The 16,923-nt window shown below is 69.3% G+C and carries 10 protein-coding genes; 4 read left to right on the forward strand and 6 right to left on the reverse strand.

Annotation, left to right across the window (positions count from 1 at the left end; translation table 11 throughout):
- Positions 1 to 21 precede the first annotated feature (21 nt).
- Both GCU42_RS05190 and GCU42_RS05195 read right to left on the reverse strand, forming a co-directional pair.
- Positions 22 to 1,173, reverse strand: a complete 1,152-nt coding sequence (locus tag GCU42_RS05190; RefSeq protein ID WP_114226548.1) for an efflux RND transporter periplasmic adaptor subunit — start codon at positions 1,171 to 1,173, stop codon at positions 22 to 24.
- Positions 1,166 to 4,375 carry an efflux RND transporter permease subunit gene (locus tag GCU42_RS05195; RefSeq protein ID WP_114226549.1) on the reverse strand — a complete coding sequence of 1,070 codons (3,210 nt, stop codon included), beginning with the start codon at positions 4,373 to 4,375 and terminating at the stop codon, positions 1,166 to 1,168. Before GCU42_RS05195 ends, GCU42_RS05190 begins: the two co-directional genes overlap by 8 nt.
- Before the next feature lie 156 nt (positions 4,376 to 4,531).
- Here GCU42_RS05195 and GCU42_RS05200 point away from each other — a divergent pair, with 156 nt between their 5' ends.
- Positions 4,532 to 5,422, forward strand: a complete 891-nt coding sequence (locus GCU42_RS05200) for a LysR substrate-binding domain-containing protein (protein WP_114226550.1) — start codon at positions 4,532 to 4,534, stop codon at positions 5,420 to 5,422.
- Here the strand turns inward: GCU42_RS05200 and GCU42_RS15505 are convergent, their stop codons facing one another.
- From GCU42_RS15505 to GCU42_RS05220, 4 genes are all read right to left on the reverse strand, one after another.
- A complete protein-coding gene (locus GCU42_RS15505; RefSeq protein WP_114226551.1) occupies positions 5,423 to 6,454 on the reverse strand; it encodes a PrsW family intramembrane metalloprotease in 1,032 nt (343 codons plus the stop codon).
- Positions 6,454 to 9,525, reverse strand: a complete 3,072-nt coding sequence (locus GCU42_RS05210; protein ID WP_152569452.1) for a TolB family protein — start codon at positions 9,523 to 9,525, stop codon at positions 6,454 to 6,456. Before GCU42_RS05210 ends, GCU42_RS15505 begins: the two co-directional genes overlap by 1 nt.
- Before the next feature lie 82 nt (positions 9,526 to 9,607).
- Positions 9,608 to 11,200, reverse strand: a complete 1,593-nt coding sequence (locus GCU42_RS05215) for a hypothetical protein (protein ID WP_114226553.1) — start codon at positions 11,198 to 11,200, stop codon at positions 9,608 to 9,610.
- 96 nt (positions 11,201 to 11,296) lie between these two features.
- A complete protein-coding gene (locus tag GCU42_RS05220; protein WP_114226554.1) occupies positions 11,297 to 13,645 on the reverse strand; it encodes an autotransporter outer membrane beta-barrel domain-containing protein in 2,349 nt (782 codons plus the stop codon).
- A gap of 195 nt (positions 13,646 to 13,840) precedes the next feature.
- On the opposite strand from GCU42_RS05220, the gene GCU42_RS05225 reads away from it, so the two are divergent.
- From GCU42_RS05225 to GCU42_RS05235, 3 genes are read left to right on the forward strand one after another with little or no spacing between them, the layout of a single operon-like run.
- A complete protein-coding gene (locus GCU42_RS05225; RefSeq protein WP_114226555.1) occupies positions 13,841 to 14,551 on the forward strand; it encodes a response regulator in 711 nt (236 codons plus the stop codon).
- Positions 14,548 to 15,888, forward strand: a complete 1,341-nt coding sequence (locus GCU42_RS05230) for an ATP-binding protein (RefSeq protein ID WP_114226556.1) — start codon at positions 14,548 to 14,550, stop codon at positions 15,886 to 15,888. Before GCU42_RS05225 ends, GCU42_RS05230 begins: the two co-directional genes overlap by 4 nt.
- 49 nt (positions 15,889 to 15,937) lie before the next feature.
- Complete coding sequence (locus GCU42_RS05235; RefSeq protein WP_114226557.1) at positions 15,938 to 16,912, forward strand: quinone oxidoreductase family protein; 975 nt, start codon at positions 15,938 to 15,940, stop codon at positions 16,910 to 16,912.
- Positions 16,913 to 16,923: the final 11 nt, after the last annotated feature.

The following is a 16,923-nucleotide window of genomic DNA, read 5'->3' on the forward strand; positions in this document are numbered from 1 at the left end:
AGCGCCCCGGTCAGGGCCGCCCTACCGCCCCGCACGGGCGCCCGCTTGGACCTGGACCGGGTCGCCGTTCTGGAGCGAGTCCGGCGGGCTGTCGATCACCCGGTCAGACGCCGACAGGCCGGCGGTGACCTCCACCGTGCTGCCTAGATCGCGGCCGAGCGTCACGTTCTTCAGCACCGCATGGCCGTTCGGACCGACGGTCGCCACCTGCGTGCCCTTGTTGTTGGTGATGAGCGCGCTGGCGGGCAGCGACACCGCGCTGGCGGTCCCGGGAAGCGAGAAGCTCGCCTGGGCATAGGCTCCGGGTTTGAGCTCGCGCCCGCCGTTTGGCGCCTGCAACTCGACCAGCACCGTGCCCGAACTCGGATCGACCGCGCCCGCGCTGCGCACCAGCGTCGCGTCGAAGGTCCGCCCGGCATATTCGGGCAGCGTCAGCGCCACGTGCATCCCCGGATGGACCTGTGCCGAATAGCTTTGCGGCACATGGACGAAGACGCGCATCCGGCTGACGTCGGCGACCGTGAAGAGCGGCGCCGCCCCCGCGCTGCCGGCGGTCACCAGCTGCCCGATCTCGGTCGAGCGGGTGGTGACGATGCCGCCGAACGGCGCGACCAGCCGGGTGAAGCCTTGTGTGAAGCGCAGCCGATTGACGTTGGCCGCGGCGGCGCGGGTGACCGCCGCCTTGGCCGCATAGTCGCCGACCTTCTCGTCGGTCTCCTGCTTCGACACCGCATCCTTGGCCAGCATGCTCCGCCAGCGCGCGGCGGTGGTCGCGGCGAGCTGCTGGTTGGCGCGAGCGGTCTGGAGGTCGGCCTCGGCAGCAACCAGTTGTTGGTCGACTTCCGGCGCGTCGAGCACCGCCAGCACCTGCCCCGCATGGACCGGTGAGCCGATGTCGACGAACCACTTGCGAACATAGCCGCTGGTGCGCGCATAGATGGGCGCGCTGTTCAATGCCTGCAGCGTCGCCGGCAGGGTCAGCTCGCCATTGGCGGTCGCAGCCGCGGCGTGGATGACCGACACCACCGGAACCGACCCGACCGCGGTCTCCCTGGCCAGCTCATGCTCATTGTGCTGGCGCGACGCGATGCCCGCGCCGGCAATCCCGAGCGCGACCACGGCGGCGACGATTCCGGCGACCTTGAGCGATCGTTGATTGCCGGGTTCAGGCAAGCGCAGTCTCCATCGATACGGGTTCGGGTGTCGCGGCCGCGGCGGCGCGGCGGCGGTGGACGAGGCTGAAGATGACGGGAACGAACAGCAGGGTCGCGAAGGTCGCCACCAACAATCCGCCGATCACCGCCCGGCCGAGCGGCGCATTCTGCTCGCCGCCCTCGCCCAGGCCGAGCGCCATCGGCAGCATCCCGATGATCATCGCCAGCGCGGTCATCAGCACCGGGCGAAAGCGGGTCAGCCCGGCCTCCAGCGCCGCCTTCGCCGCCTCGCCATGCTCGGCCAGCCGCTCGCGAGCGAAGCTCACCACCAAGATCGAATTGGCGGTCGCCACGCCCATGCACATGATCGCCCCGGTCAGCGCCGGGACCGACAAGGTGGTGCCGGTGGTGAACAGCATCCAGACGATCCCGGCGAGCGCGCCGGGCAGCGCGGTGATGATCACGAACGGGTCGAGCCAGCTCTGGAAGTTCACCACGATCAGCAGGTAGATCAGCAAGATCGCCCCGATCAGCCCGAAGCCGAGCCCCGAGAAAGCCGCGCGCATCGTCTCATACTGCCCACGCAGCGTGACGGTGACGCCCTTGGGCGCCTGCCCCTTCATCCCCGCCAGCACCTGCTGGATGTCGCCCGCCACCGCGCCGAGGTCGCGCCGGTTGGGAGTCGCATAGATGTCGATGGTCGGCATGATGTTGTAATGCGAAACCACCGCCGGCGAGGTGCCGCGCGATATCGTCGCCACCCCGCCCAGCACCTGCGCGGCGCTGGCGCCGCTGCCCGTCACCGGCACGTTGGCAAGGTCGCTGATCGAGGCCACCTGGCGCTCGGGCGTCTGCGCCACCACCGGGTAGGACACCCCGTTCTGCGGATTGAGGAAGAAGGTCGGCGCGGTCTGCTGGGTTCCCGCCAGGCTGGCGCCCAGGCTGTTGGTGACGTCGCGCTCGGTCAGCCCGATCAGCCCGGCGCGGTTGCGGTCCACCGTCACGTTGAGCTGCGGATAATGCGCGCTCTGCTGGACGCGGGCGTCGGCGACGCCGGGGATGAGCGCGATCTTGCGCAGGATTTTCCTCGCATAGGCTTCGCTCTGCGCGGCGTCGGTCCCGCCTGCCACCTGGATGTCGATCGGCGCCGGCGCGCCGAAATTGAGGATCTGGCTGGTGATGTCGGCGGGCAGGAAGGAAAAGGTCGAGCCGGTGAACTCGCGCGGCAGCGCGGCGCGCAGCTTGGCGACATAGTCGGCGGTCGGCCGATGGTCTTCGCTCAGCTGGATGAGGATGTCCCCGTCCTGCGGACCGATCGTCCCCGAATTATTGTAGGTCGTGTTGATCGAACTCACCGGCAGCCCGACGTTGTCGACCACCGAGACGAGCTCATCCGGCGGGATGATCTGGCGGATCCGCGTCTCGATCCGGTCGAACTCGGCCGACGTGCTCTCGAGCCGGCTGCCGACCGGCGCACGCACGTGCATCGCGATCTGCCCCGCGTCGAGCGAGGGAAAGAAGTTCTGGCCAAGGAAAGGCACCAGCAGGAACGACAGCAGCACCACCGCGAGGAAGCCGATCACGAACGGCTTGGGGGTCTGCAAGGCGCGCTCGAGCAGTCCGCCGTAGCGGGTGCGGAATCTCTCGAACCGGTTCTCGAACCCGCGCTGGAAACGGACCAGCGGGTTGCGCGAGGTCGGCGAGCCCGCGCTGTGCTGGTCATGGTCGTCGCCCGCGCCATGCGGCTTCAACAGATACATCGCCATCGTCGGCACCAGCGTCCGCGACAGGACGAACGAGGCGATCATCGCGAACACCACCGCCAGCGCCAGCGGCACGAACAGGAAGCCCGCCACCCCCGGCAGGAAGAACATCGGCACGAAGACGATGCAGATGCAGAGCAGCGAGACGAACGCCGGGGTCACGATCTGCGCCGCGCCGTCGAGGATCGCCTGCCGCACCGGCTTGCCCTGCTCGAGGTGCCAGTTGATGTTCTCGATCGTCACCGTGGCATCGTCGACAAGGATGCCGACCGCGAGGCTCAAGCCCCCCAGCGTCATGATGTTGAGCGTGTTGCCGGTCACCGCCAGCGCGATGATCGCCGACAGGATGGCGAGCGGGATCGAAATGGCGATGATCACCGTCGAGCGCCACGACCCCAGGAACAAGAGGATCATCAGGCTGGTCAGCGCCGCCGCGATCGCCCCTTCCTTGACGACCCCCTGCACCGCCGCCTTCACGAACAGCGACTGATCGCCGATCGGGACGACCTTCAAATTGGCCGGCAGCGTCGCCTGGATATTGGGCAGCGCGTCCTTGACGCCCTGGACGATGGCGAGGGTCGAGGTCACGCCATTCTTGAGGATGGTCATCACCACCGAGCGCGAGCCGTCGACGTGGACGACGTTGGTCTGCACCGCCGACCCGTCGCGGACATGGGCGACGTCGCGCATGGTGATGGCGGCGCCACCCACGGTCTTGATCGGCAGGTTGTTGAGCGCCTCGACCGAATTGGGCGCGTTGTTGAGCGCCACATTATACTGGAAGTCGCCGATCTTGGCGAAGCCCGCCGGCGTGATCTGGTTCTGCGCGGCGATGGCGGTCGCCACGTCCTGCGCGGACAGGCCCTTCGACTGCAGCGCCTGCGGGTCGAGGTCGATCTGGATCTGCCGCTGCCGCCCGCCCGACGGATAAGGGATCGCCGCCCCCGGCACGGTCACCAGCCCGGGCCGGATCTGGTTGATCGCGCTGTCGAACATCTGCCCTTCCGACATCCCCTTGCCCGACAAAGCGAGCTGCAGGATCGGTACGGTCGAGGCGTTGTAATTGAGGATCAGCGGCGGGGTGACGCCCGGCGGCAATTGCTTGAGCACCGACTGGCTGACGCTGGTGACCTGCGCCGTCGCGGTGCGGATGTCCGCGCCCGGGTGGAAGTAGATCTTGACCACCCCGATCCCCGGCAGCGACGTGCTCTCGATATGGTCGATGTCGTTGACCGTGGTCGTCAGCACCCGCTCGAACGGGGTGATGATCCGCCCCGACATCTGGTCGGGCGACAGGCCCTGATACTGCCAGGCGGTGGCGATCACGGGGACGCCGATGTTGGGGAAGATGTCGACCGGGGTACGAAAGGCGGCCAGCACCCCGACGATCGAGATCAGCAGCGCCATCACGATGAAGGTGAGTGGCCGCGCAAGCGCGATGCGTACGATTCCGATCAAGGCGGACCGCTCCAGGTCGCCGGCCGGGGGAACGCATGGCCGGGCAGAGGTCGAGACGAGACTGGCGCCGCGACGGCGGCACCGTCGCAGCACCTAGGTCCGCACCTGCGATTGTCTAATATTGTTTGCAGCAGGATCGATAGCTAAAACATATTGATGGAGCTGCGGCATCTTCGCTATTTCGTCCAGGTCGCGCAGGATCTCCACTTCGCCCGCGCCGCCCGCCACCTCGGCATTTCGCAGCCGCCATTGAGCCAGCAGATCCGCGCGCTCGAGGACGAGCTCGGAGTCCGGCTGCTCGAGCGGACCAGCCGCAGCGTCGCGCTGACCCCGGCCGGCCGGCTGTTCCTTGACGAAGCGCGCACCACGCTGGCGCAGGCCGACCATGCGGTCACCATCGCCCGCCGCGCAGCCGCCGGGGAACTTGGCGAATTGAGCATCGGCTTCAACGCCTCCGCCCCCTTCGTCCCCCGCGTCGCCCGCGCCATCCACGACTTCCGCCAGGCCTTTCCCGACGTCCACCTCAACCTGTGCGAGAAGGGCGGCCCGGCGCAGATCGAGGCGGTCGCCGAGCGGACGCTCGACGTCGGCTTCCTGCGCCGCTCAGGCCCCCCGCCCCTCCCCGAGGGGGTGACCGCCGTCTCGCTGCTGACCGAGCGACTGTTCGTCGCCATGCGCCCCGACCACCGCTTCGCCGAGCGCTCGGAGCTGACCCTCGCCGACCTCCAGGGCGAACCGATGCTCGTCTACGCGCTCGATCGCAGCGGCGGCTTCACCCAGGAATTCATGGCCATGCTCGCCGACGCCGGCATCCGGCCCCACGTCGCCCAGACGGTGGCCGAAATCTCGACCATGTTCGGGCTCGCCGCGGCGGGCCTCGGGATCACCGTGCTCGCGGAATCGCTCTGCGCGCTGCAGTCGGCGAACCTCGTCTACCGTCCGCTGAGCGACCCGCGCGCGGTGACCGGCATGTGGCTCATCCACCAGAGCGACGACATCACCATTCCCAGCCGCAACTTCCTCCGCATCGCCGGCGCCGCGAGCTGATCACCGCCGCGTCAGCCGCTCCTCCAGCTCGCGGATTTCCCACTGGTCGTTGCGGCTGATCGGCAGCAAAGGATCGACCGCGGCGAGCAGGGTCGGCCCAAGCTCCCGCCGCGCCGCCCGGACCCGCGCGAACGCCGCCTCGCCGCCCTCCGGTCGTTCCCCCGGCCGTGCCAGCGCCCCCTCCGCCATCACGATCAGCGCGAGCTGCGCGCAGGCGTAGGCGCGGATGCGTTCGCCCGCCGCCGCCCCACTCCGCGCGCACAGCGCCGCCAGCCGTCGCCCCCGCGCATCGTCCGGAAACCCGCCCGCCTCGAGCACGCCCAGCGTCTCGGCATGCGCCGCGCGCTCGCTCAGCAGCCACTGCTCGGCTTCCGCGGTGCCGAAGCGGAACAGCCCCATCACCACGATCGGCGCCACCGTCAGCGCTCCGATCATCGCCAGCAGCGGGTGGTCGGGCAATTGGTTGAAGATGAGGTGCAGCGCCACCGCCGCCGCATAGCCGGGCACGAACCACCACCAGCGAAAGTCATAGTCGTCGGCGTTCCCGCGCGTCTCCGCCTCGGCCAGCTCGTGCGCGATCGCCGCCAGCACCGCCAGCGTCGTCCCGTGCATCACCGCCGTCCCCAGCCCGCGCACCAGCCAGACGCCGATCGCCATCTCGGGGAAGCGCAGCAAATAGAGGATGTTCTCGACGACCGAGAAGCCGGCGCCGACCGCGAACCCGCTGATCACCGCGTCGAGCTTGAACCCGATGCGGTTCATCCGAAATAGCAGCACGATCGCCGCGCCCTTGATCGTTTCCTCGATGAACGGCGCGATGAACCGGCTGTAGAAGGAGAAGCCGAGCGGCAGCGCGTCGATCACCCGCCCCGCCACCGGATAGGACAGCGCCGCCGCCACCGCGCCAAGCCCGAGCAGCGCCGCTATCTCGTGCAGCCGCATCAGTTTGAACGCGTCGAGCCAGACGAACAGGCCGAGCATCGCCAGCACCGGCACCAACGCCACCAGCCAGTGGCCGACCGTCCCGGCCATCACATGATCTTCAAACTGATCATCGTCTCGGTCCGCCCCTCCCCGCGTCGCCCGAAGCCGTGCGCGGCGCCGACCGAGACGATCATCGGCAGCCGCAGCGCGACGGTGAAGTTAAGGTCGAGCTGCCCGCCGACTGTCCCGAAGCGCCGCCCCCCGCCCGCCGGATCGCGGGTCAGCAAAGTCCCGCCGAACAGCGCCGGCCGCAGCGAGGAAAGGTAGAAGGACGGCGTCCCCACCTCGGCGAAGCGCACCGGCGGCAAGTTCACCTCGCCGATCAGCTTGGCATAACGCCGCGCCGCGATCCCATCGATCTCGAAGCCCGGAAAGGCTTCGGTCTCGCGATACCGTTTCTCGGGCCGGTCATCGACATAGTTGTTGCGGAAGCTGCCGAAGTAGAAATTGGAAAGCGGCGAGGCAGCCTTGCCCCACGCGCTCCCCGCCGCCGCATAGAGCCAGGCCGAGCTGTTCGGCAGCGGCAGCGGCACGCCAACGTCGAGGCTCCCTGCCAGCTTGGGACTGGTCACCCCGCCGCCCCGGTCGACGCCCCCGCTGACCTGCCACGCCAGCCCCTTCTCGCGGTCGACGCTGCCCAGGCTCTTGCGCAGATTGTGGAAGCGCAGCCCGCCCTCGACGCTGACGATGTTGCGCGGGCTGACGATATTCTGCGCGCCGGGCAGCCGGTCGAGGCCGAGATAGACGCCGCCATTGCCGAACAGCTCGAGCTGGCGCGGCGGATCGTAGGTGAGGCTCTTCACGTATTCGGCGGTGAAAATGTCGCCCTTGCGGCTCCGCTCGACCGGACCGAACAGGTCGTAGAAGTCGGCGCCGTTGTGGCGGTAGCGCAGCTTCCACGCGAGCGTCTTATACTGGACGTCGAGGTGCAGCCGCTCACCCCCGCGCGTCCGCTCGCCCAGCGGCGACACGCCGACCGTGGCGGTCACCTGGCGGAACTGCATCGGGTCCTCCCAGTGGAAGAGGTATCCCGCCACCGGCGTCTTCCGATAGCCCTCGACGATCGGATAGGCCCCCGCCAGCCGCATCCGCTTGCCGGGATCGTAACGCCCGCGCCCCGTCACCAGCGGGTCGAGATCGATCTTCGCCGGCGAGCCGACTCCCCACGACTGCAGCTCGGGATGGGTCCGCACCACCTTGGTGCCGAACAGCTGGATGGTGCCAAGGTCGTCCTGCACCTTGGGCACGATCCGCACCGGGCGCAGGCCCTGCCCCGAATAATCGTAGACGATCAGCGACCCGTCGGGCTGCGGCAGCGGGCGGAAGAAACCCGTCGAAGCATTGCTGACCACCGCCCACTTCGCGGTCGCCAGATCGAACCGGTAGATGTTGGAGACGCCGGTATAATAGCTCGACCCGATGAGGCTCTTCCCATCGGGCGTGAAGACGAACCCCTCGGGCGTCGAGGGCGGCAGCTCGAGCCGGGTCACCTCGATGGGGCCGAGCCCGTCCTGCAGCTCCTGCCTCTTCCACACCCGCACCGACTGCTTGCCGTCGATCTCGCCGAAACTGCTCGAGACGAGCGCGCCGTCGGGCGAGATGTCGAGGTCGAACGGGATCTGCCCATAGTCGAACGTGTGGACCTGGTTGAACGAGGTATAGGGTGCGGGAATCCGCACCAAGGTCGCATAGCCGTTCTGGTGGCGGATGCCCCACAAGGAGCGATCTACGGGATTGAGCACCATGTCCCCGATCCGCGCGTCCTTGAGCAGCATCCGGTGCTCGCCGGTGTCGACGTTGAGCGCAATCAGGTCGCGGAAGGCGTAATTGTCCTCGGTGTAGAAGATCGTGCGCGCCTGCTCGTCGAAGGCCAGGCTGGTGACCTTGTAGAGCATCATGCCCTTTATCTCGCGCAGCGGCCTCAGCTTGCCGGTGGCGAGGTCCATCGTCCCGACGAAGCCGATCCGCCCGGGATAGCGGAAGGCCGCGACCAGGCTGTTCGTCTTGGTGTCGACGTAACCGCGCGAGATCGACCCCAGTCCGCGCGGGCTGAGCGGCGTCACCGGCGTCAGCGGATATTGCGCCAGCCGCGCCAGATTGCCCTGCTGGAACTGCCGCTCGCTCGCCAGCCACTCGCCCCACACCTGGTCGAGCGGCTTGCCGAATACCTGTTTGAACCGCGCCGAATAGAAACCCGCGCTCCCCTCCGGCCGCCGCAGCCAGTCGACCGCGCGCTCAGGCCCATAGGTCAGCGCCAGGTAGGAAAAGAAGCGGGTGCCGTAGAGATAGTCGTTGACCCCGACCTGATAGTCGACGCTGTTCCCCTCGCTCTCGAGCCCGAGCGGCGAATAGAGCCGCTCGCCGTCGCGGACCTTGGCGCGGAACACCATCTCGTCGAAGGCGCCCTGCGCCCGGCCGAGCCCGCCCGCCATCCACGTCTCGAAGAAGACCGCGCTGCCCTCGAGATACCAGCGCGGCACGTTGGTCCGCGGCGTGGTCAGATAATTGTAGAGGATCGATTCCGGATGCTCCTGGATCGGCATCGGCTTGCCGTGCAGCAGCCGCCGCCACGCGGCGTCGTGCCGGTTCCACACGTCCATCGTCGCGACATGCGCCAGCTCGTGATTGATCAGCGTGAAGAAACGCTCGCCCGGCGTGAATGTCTCAAAGCTCTGGCTCAATGGCGCAACGTCGAGCAGCACCGCGTTGTTCGGTGACGCCCGCGCGCCGGCGTTGCCGTAATCGCCGAAGTCCTTGAGCAGCACGGTGGTGCGATCCCACGGCTTCCAGTTGAACTTGCGCTTGTGGAAGTCGATCGCATTCTCGAACGCCCGGCCGAGGTAGGGCGTGAGAAAGGTCTGCACCGGGTCGAAGTAGAGGAGCGAGAAGTCATTCGTCTCGAGTGTCGACAGGGGAATGCCCGACGCGTCCTGCGGGACCGTCTTGGTCTCCTCGGTCGGGCGCGGGGTCGGCCCCGGCTCGGGCGTCGGCGGGATCGGCGAGCCCGGCTCGACCACGGTGGTCGGCGGCGGCGCCGGCGGCGGGGCTTGCGGCTCGGGCGCCTGCTGGGCGGCCACCGGCATCGCCAGTCCGGCCAGCAGCATGCCACTCAGGCGCACAGGCCCCCGACGCAACTGGCTGCCCCCAACCGCATTCCCCTCTATTCGGGTCAGGCCTCGACCGAGGCCCGCCCTCTTACCCTCACTGCCGGGCGGTCGCCTCCGCCAGCCCGCCGCTGCGCAGCGCCGCGGCAAAGCTCGGGTTCATCGCCAGTGCCGCGAAGGACGGATTACGCCCGAGCGCGGCGATCGCGTCCGCGTTGCGCGCCAGCGACGCGACCGCCGCCGGCTGCCGCGCCAGCGCCGCGAAGGCCGCCGGATTGCTCGCCATCGCCGACATCGCCTGCGGATATTGCGCCATCGCCGAGATCAATTGGGCATTGGCCTGCCCGCTCGCCGCCATCTGCGCCGCGGCGGCGGCGGCGTTGGCCGCCTGCGCCGAAAGCGCGGCGCTCGCCGCGGCATTGGCGTTGCGGGCGAGCGAGGCGAACGCCGCCTGGTCGCGCGCCATCGCACTCAGCGCCGCCGCGTTGGTCGCGCTGCGGAACATCTGCGCATTGGCGGCGAGCGACTGGAAGGCGGCGGCGTTGCGCGCCATCGCATCGAACACGTTCGACTTGGCCACCGCCGCCATCGCCTGGCTGTCGGCGGCGAGTCGCGCGAAGGCCGCCGCATCGCTTTGCATCGCCGACACCTGACCCGAGCGCGCCGCCGCGGCGAAGTCGGCCCCGCGCCCGGCGAACTGGGCGAAGGCCTGCGGATTGTGCGCCATCACCGCGAAGGCCTGCGGATGATTGGCCAGCGCCGCGAACGCCGGCGCGTTCTGGGCGAGCGCCGAGAACAGCTGCGCATTGGTCGCCATCGCCCCGAAGTTGCTGCCATATTGCGCCATCGTCCCCGCCGCGCTCATCGCATCGGCCGAGGTCAGTTGCGCCGACAGCGAAGCGGCCTGGTTGGCGGCATTGGCCAGCGCCTGCGCATTGGCGCTCAGCGCCGCGAAGGCCTTGGCGTTCTGGGCCATGGCGGCGACCGCATTGCTCTGGCTCAATTTGGCCATCGCCGCCGAGTCGGCGCTGAGCCTGGCGAACGCCGCCGCATCGCCGCGCACCGCCGCCACCGCCTGCGGGTTGCGCAGCGCCGCGGCGATCCCGTTCGCCTGGTTATATTTGGCAAAGGCATCGGCGTTGCTGGCGATCGCCGAGAAGACCTGCGGATGCCCGGCCAACGCCGAGAAGCCGGCAGCATTCTGCGCCATCGCGGCGATAGCGGCCGCCCGGCTCGCGTCCGCCTGGGTCGCCGCCGCGCTGATCGCATTGGCGTCGCGCACCGCCGCCGCGAAGGCCGCCGGATTGGCCGCCAGCGCCGCGAAGGCCTTGGGATTGGCGGCGACCGCGGCCATCGCCTGCGGGTTCTGCAGCGCGGCCTGGAAGCCGGCATCGCGCGCCAACGCCCGGAAGCCCGGATCGCGGGTCAGGAGGTCGAACGCATCGGTCTGCATCAGCTGCGCGACCGACTGGTCGCCCAGCTGCACGTCCTTCGCCCCGACTTGCGACGAGACATAGCGGTCAGCCGGCGCGATGGTGCCCGCCGACGGACCTTGCGGCGGATAGACGCGGCCAACACCGTAAGCGCCCACCGCGACCGCGGCGACGATCGCCCCGACCGTCCAATATTTCGTGTTGCTGTGTGGGATGGAGACGCGGTCACTACGATCGACGGTCACGGTTGCGTTCACAACTGATCTCCCCTGGGTGCCGCCGGAAAGTTTACTCCTGATTAACCTTGAGTCAACGAACGTGAGAAAACGGCCCTTCCGCGTCGCTGCAGCCGCCTAGAAGCTCAGCCGGATCCCCGCATGGAGGCCATGCTCGCTCATGTGGCTCCTCAGCGTACCCTGGTAGCCGAGGAAGATCGTCCCGCCCTCCTCCCACACGATGTTGACGCCCGCATCGACGTCGGCCTGTTTGCGGCTCGCGGTCAGGTCGGTGAGCGAGAAGCTGGTGTTTGGGTCGGCGTTGAACACCGCCGTCACCACCGGGCTCGCCGACCCACCGAGCTCAGACCGATAGTCCCCCCGCACATAGGGCCGGAACTTGCCGTCGCTCGGCGTGATCTCGATGCCGCCCAAGAGGTCCGTGCGGTTGAGCGAGATCCGGCTGACGGTGAGGTCGGCGGCGCTCGCGCCCGCCTCGGTGAAGCCGTTGATCGCTCCGCGCGCATAGTCGAGCCCGACGAACGGCGTCACCTTGATCCCGGCGACCGGCAGCGCGACGCCGAGCGTCCCGCTGAACTTGAGCAGATGATCCTTGGGCGAGGCGGTCACCGTCGTGTTGCTGGCCGCCGTGGTCGTCGTCGCCGCGGCGGTCGAGGTCGCCGCGACGGTGGTCGTCGCATAGGTCAGCGACAGCGCCTTGGTGGCGGAGATGTTGCCGAGGTCGTAGCCAAGCTGCGCGGTCGCCACCAGCGGACCCGCATGGACCGCGCCATAGCCGCCGAACATGAAGGCGTTGTTGTGACCGCTGAGCCCGCTCGTCGCATCGCGCAGGGTCGCCGACGACAGCCCGATCGCCGCCCCCAGCACCCAGTGCGGCCCGCTGATGTCATAGCCCGCGGTCAGCCCGTAGAGCTGCTCGCGCGACCCCTCCGTCGGGGTGCTGCCGAGGTGGAATTGCGCATTGGCGTCGATCCAGAACCCCGCCGGCTCGCTATCCGCGCGGAAATCGAGCATCCGCATCCGCACCTGGCGGTTGAAGATGTTCATCTGGTCGGCCAGCGCCTGCCCGTAGGCCAGGTAACCCACCGGATTGAACTGGTTAAGCAGGGTCAGCGACTGCGGCACCGTCAACAGGTCGATGGTCCCCACCAGCCCCGCGGCGTTCGAGGTCGGGTCGGCGTTGGCGGCGGTGACCAGCGGCTGCAGCGCGTTGGCGATGACCAATTGGTCGGCCGTCCCCGCGGACCCGATCGCCCCGGCATAAGTCGCGGTGCGCACCGCCATCACCTGATAGGCCTGCCCCGTGCCAAGGCTGACCACGCCGACCGGCACGAAGCTGATGAACGGCAGCGTCGTCCCGTTGACGCTGGCGAAGTTGCCGCTGATCGACTGGTCGGCGACGATCACATTGTAGGTCGAGCCCGACTGGTAAAAGCCCGCCGTCGGAACGAGGTTGAGCGTCCCGCCGAGGATCGCGGTCCCGCCGCTCCCCGCCGCGTAGATCTGGCTGTAGGTCGTCCCCGCGACCGGCGCGACCGCGCCGCTGCTGTGCAAGGCGATGTTGAGGACGCCGCTCGCGCTGTTGGTGAAGTTGCCCGCCACCACCAGGCTGGTCGGGCTGGTGGTGCCGATGGTCAGCGTCCCGTTGTTGGTGAGGCTGCTGACCCCCAGCCGGGCGCTGCCGAGGCTGCTCGCCGAGGCGATCGACATCGCCCCATTGTTGACCAGCGTCGTCGTGTCGCCGGTCGACAGCCCGCCGGTGAACACGCCCGCAGTGCCGTTATTGAAGCTGACATTGCTCCCGGTCGGGGTCTGGACGAGCAGCCCGGTCAGCAGGCCATTGTTGTTGATGGCGGTGCTTCCGCTCGAATAGATGTTGCCGGTGATCCCGTAGGTCGTGCTGTTATTGTTGAGCGTGCTGGTCCCGCCGTTCACGTTCGGACCGAACACGATGTTGCCGGTCACCGCCGCGGTCGCCGCCGCATTGTCGGTGAAGGTCCCATTCTGGCCGAACTGCACCACCGGCGTCCCCGCCACCGCGCTCAGCGACCCGTTGTTCACCACCGTGCCATTGTCGCCCAGCAGCAGCGCCGCGCTGCCGGTGGTGCTGCTGGTCAGCGACAGCGTCCCGTTGTTGGTGATCAGGGTCCCGCTGCCGACCTGGATCAGCGGCGCGGTGGTGCTGCTCGTCGCCGAGCCGCCGTTGGTCACGACCGCGCTGTTGCCGAGCAGGATCGGCCCGGTGATCGCCGCGGTGCTGTCGGCGGTCAGGTTTACCCCGGTCGAGACGTTCGAATAGCCCGTCGAGGCGCCCGTGCACTGCACGCTCACCGCCGGCGACGGCGGGGTGCAATCCGCCCATGCCGTGCCGGGGAACAGCACCAGCGCGCCGAGCCCGCCGGCGATCGTCGGCAGGCGCCGTGCGGTCACGGCGGGGCGGAAGGAGATGCGGTCGCGAGTGAGCATGGCCAGGTCCTCGAAGGATCGTGAGACGTCGCCCGGCGGGGCGTATCGGGCCCTCTGCCGCTCGGCCTTGCCTCGTTCGTGTCGCGATTGTGTCTGATTATGGCAGGGGGCGGCCGGTCCGCGGGTGGCGGATCACTTGCCGCCACGTTACGGGCGCGACAAACTCCCGGCACCGCAAGGTGCTAGCGAGGTCGGATGATCGATTCCGCCAATATCCTGGTCGTCGACGATGACCCGGGCCTGCGCTCGCTGGTGTGCGATTTCCTCACCCAGCACGGCTTCCGCACGTCGGCGGCCGATGGCGGCAGCGCGATGCGCGCGGCGCTCGACGCCGAGCCGATCGACCTCGTCGTGCTCGACGTGATGATGCCCGGCGAGGACGGGCTGACCATCGCCCGCTCGCTCTCCGCTCGCCGCGACCTCGCCGTCGTGATGGTCTCCGCGCTCGGCAGCGAGACCGACCGCATCATCGGCCTCGAGGTCGGCGCCGACGACTATCTCGCCAAGCCGTTTAACCCGCGCGAGCTCTTGGCACGCATCCGCGCCGTGCTCCGCCGCCAGCAACCCGCCGAGCCGGTCGACGAGCTGCCGACCAGCTTCTTCTTCGCCGGCTGGATCATGGATTCGATGCGCCGCGTGCTGCGCGATCCCGACGGGGTGATCGTCAGCCTGTCGGAGGGCGAATTCTCCTTCCTCCGCGTGCTGGTCGAGCGGCCGCAGCGTGTGCTGACCCGCGACCAATTGCTCGAATTCGCCCGCGGCCCCGACAGCGAGGCGTTCGACCGCGCGGTCGACACGCAGGTCAGCCGGCTGCGGCGCAAGCTCAGCAGCCGCGACGACGCCGAGCTCATCCGCACCATCCGCTCCGAAGGCTATATGTTCATGCCCAAGGTCGTCCGCCGGTGATCGGTCGGCGGCTGCAGTTCCTCGACTCGATCCTCGGCCGGACCCTCGCGCTGTCGTTCGCGCTGGTGGTGCTGCTGACCGCGATCAACCTCAGCATCATCCTGTGGCGCTCGCCCCCGCGCGAGGCGCCGCTGACCTCCTACGAGATTTCGCGCCTGCTCGAAGGCAAGGCCATCGCCAAGGAAGCGACCGAGATCGTCCGCGGCGAGCGCCCCATCGCCATCGCCCCCGAGACCCCGACCGACCGGCTGATCGGCAGCGCGATCGCCATGCACCTCGGCGTCGCGCCGACCGCGGTCCGCTTCCACCGCACCGCCGAACTGCCGCAAAATCTGGCCCACACCGACCACGAGATGCTCCTCCAGGCGCGGCTCTACCCCGCGACCGCCTTCAACCCGCTCATTTTCGGCGGCTTCGAGGTGATGGCGACCTTGCCCGACGGCGGCGAGCGCGTCCTCGTCCGCCTTAATCACGATCCGGCCGGGGCGTGGCAGCGCAGCACCGTCACCCTGCTCATCCTCGCGCTCTGCCTCGTGCTGCCGATCGCCTGGTGGTTCGCCCGCGCCCTTGCCCGGCCGATCTCCGCCTTCGCCAGCGCCGCCGACCAGATCGGGCGCGAGCCCAAGCTGGCCCCGGTCGCACTCGCCGGCCCGGCCGAGATCCGCAAGGCCGCCCACGCGGTCAACGAGATGCAGTCGCGCATCCAGCGCTACATCGCCGAGCGCACCGGCGTCATCGGCGCCATCGCCCACGACCTCCGCACCCCGCTCGCCCGCCTCCGCTTCCACCTCCACGACATGGCCGGCCCCGCCCGCGAGCGCGCCGACGGCGAGATCGCCGAGATGGAAGCAATGATCAGCGCGACCATGGATTTCGTCTTCGAGGAAACCCGCGCCCGCTCCTCCGAGCTCATCGACCTCGCCTTGCTGGTCGAGGGGATCGTCGACGACCATGCCGACCTCGGCCGCCAGGTCGTCCTCGAGAGCGCGAGCAAGGCGGTGGTCCGCGGCGACCCGCTGCTGCTGAAGCGCCTGTTCGGCAACCTCATCGCCAATGCGGTCACCTACGGATCCGAAGCCCGCGTCCGCGTCGACGTCGCCCGCGAGACGGCGAAAGTGACCATCGCCGACCGCGGCGCCGGCATGACCGACGCCGACCTCACCCGCGCCTTCGAGCCCTTCTACCGCGCCGAGCAGAGCCGCAACCGCCAGACCGGCGGCATCGGCCTCGGCCTCGCCATCGTGCGCGGCGCGGCGCGCGCGCACGGCGGCGACGTCAGCCTTGCCAACGGCGCCGAAGGCGGCATCGTCGCCACCGTCAGCCTGCCGATCGCCTGAGCTCGCCCCGCTCTGGCGCCCGCCGCCCCGGCATCCTAGATCGCTGCCCATGCAAGCCACTCGCGCGATTCTCCGCCGCACCGGCGGTCCCGAGGTCATCGAATGGGAGACGGTCGACCTCCCCGCCCCCGGCCCCGGCGAGGTGCTGGTCGAGCATGAGGCGGTCGGCCTCAACTTCATCGACGTCTACCACCGCAACGGCATCTACCCGGGCGAGCTGCCCAGCCAGCTCGGCATGGAAGCGGTCGGCATCGTCCGCGCCGCCGGCCCCGACGCGCCGTTCAAGGAAGGCGAGCGGGTCGCCACCTTCGGCCCGCGCAAGGGCGCCTACGCCACCGCCCGCGTCGTCCCCGCCGACCAGCTCGTCGCGGTCCCCGAGGGCATCTCCGCCGAGGTCGCCGCCGCCGCCCTCCTCAAGGGCTGCACCGCCGAATTCCTCGCCGAGCGCTGTGGCAAGGTCGAGGCCGGCCAGGACGTCCTCGTCCACGCCGCCGCGGGCGGGGTCGGGCAGCTCCTCGTCCAGTGGCTCCATGCGCTCGGCGCGCGGGTGATCGGCACCGTCTCGACCGAGGCCAAGGCCGACCTCGCCCGCCAGGCCGGCGCCGCCGAGGTTATCCGCTACGACCATGAAGACGTCGCCGCCTGCGTCCGCGAGCTGACCGCCGGCAAGGGCGCCGCGGTGGTCTTCGACGGCGTCGGCAAGGACACGTGGGAGGCCAGCCTCGCCGCCGTCCGCCGCCGAGGCCTGATCGTCAGCTACGGCAACGCCTCGGGCCCGGTCACCGGGGTCAACCTCGCCCTCCTCGCCAGCCACGGCTCGCTGTTTGTCACCCGCCCCACCCTGTTCGACTATTACCGCGACGCCGAGGAGCGCCGCGCCGGGGCCGAGCGGCTGTGGACCATGATCCGCGAGGGCAAGGTCCGCGCCGACATCGGTGCCCGCTATCCCCTCACCGACGCCGCCCGCGCCCACGCCGACCTCGAAGCGCGCAAGACCACCGGCTCGGTCCTCCTCATCCCCTAAGTCCCTCAAGG

Source organism: Sphingomonas ginsengisoli An et al. 2013 (genome assembly GCF_009363895.1).
GTDB lineage: Bacteria > Pseudomonadota > Alphaproteobacteria > Sphingomonadales > Sphingomonadaceae > Sphingomicrobium > Sphingomicrobium ginsengisoli.

Excerpts from the sequence above, each read along its gene's own strand:
- GCU42_RS05220 (WP_114226554.1), bottom strand. The coding sequence starts at position 13,645 with ATGCTCACTCGCGACCGCATCTCCTTCCGCCCCGCCGTGACCGCACGG.
- GCU42_RS15505 (WP_114226551.1), bottom strand. The coding sequence starts at position 6,454 with ATGGCCGGGACGGTCGGCCACTGGCTGGTGGCGTTGGTGCCGGTGCTG.
- GCU42_RS05200 (WP_114226550.1), top strand. The coding sequence starts at position 4,532 with ATGGAGCTGCGGCATCTTCGCTATTTCGTCCAGGTCGCGCAGGATCTC.
- GCU42_RS05225 (WP_114226555.1), top strand. The coding sequence starts at position 13,841 with ATGATCGATTCCGCCAATATCCTGGTCGTCGACGATGACCCGGGCCTG.
- GCU42_RS05235 (WP_114226557.1), top strand. The coding sequence starts at position 15,938 with ATGCAAGCCACTCGCGCGATTCTCCGCCGCACCGGCGGTCCCGAGGTC.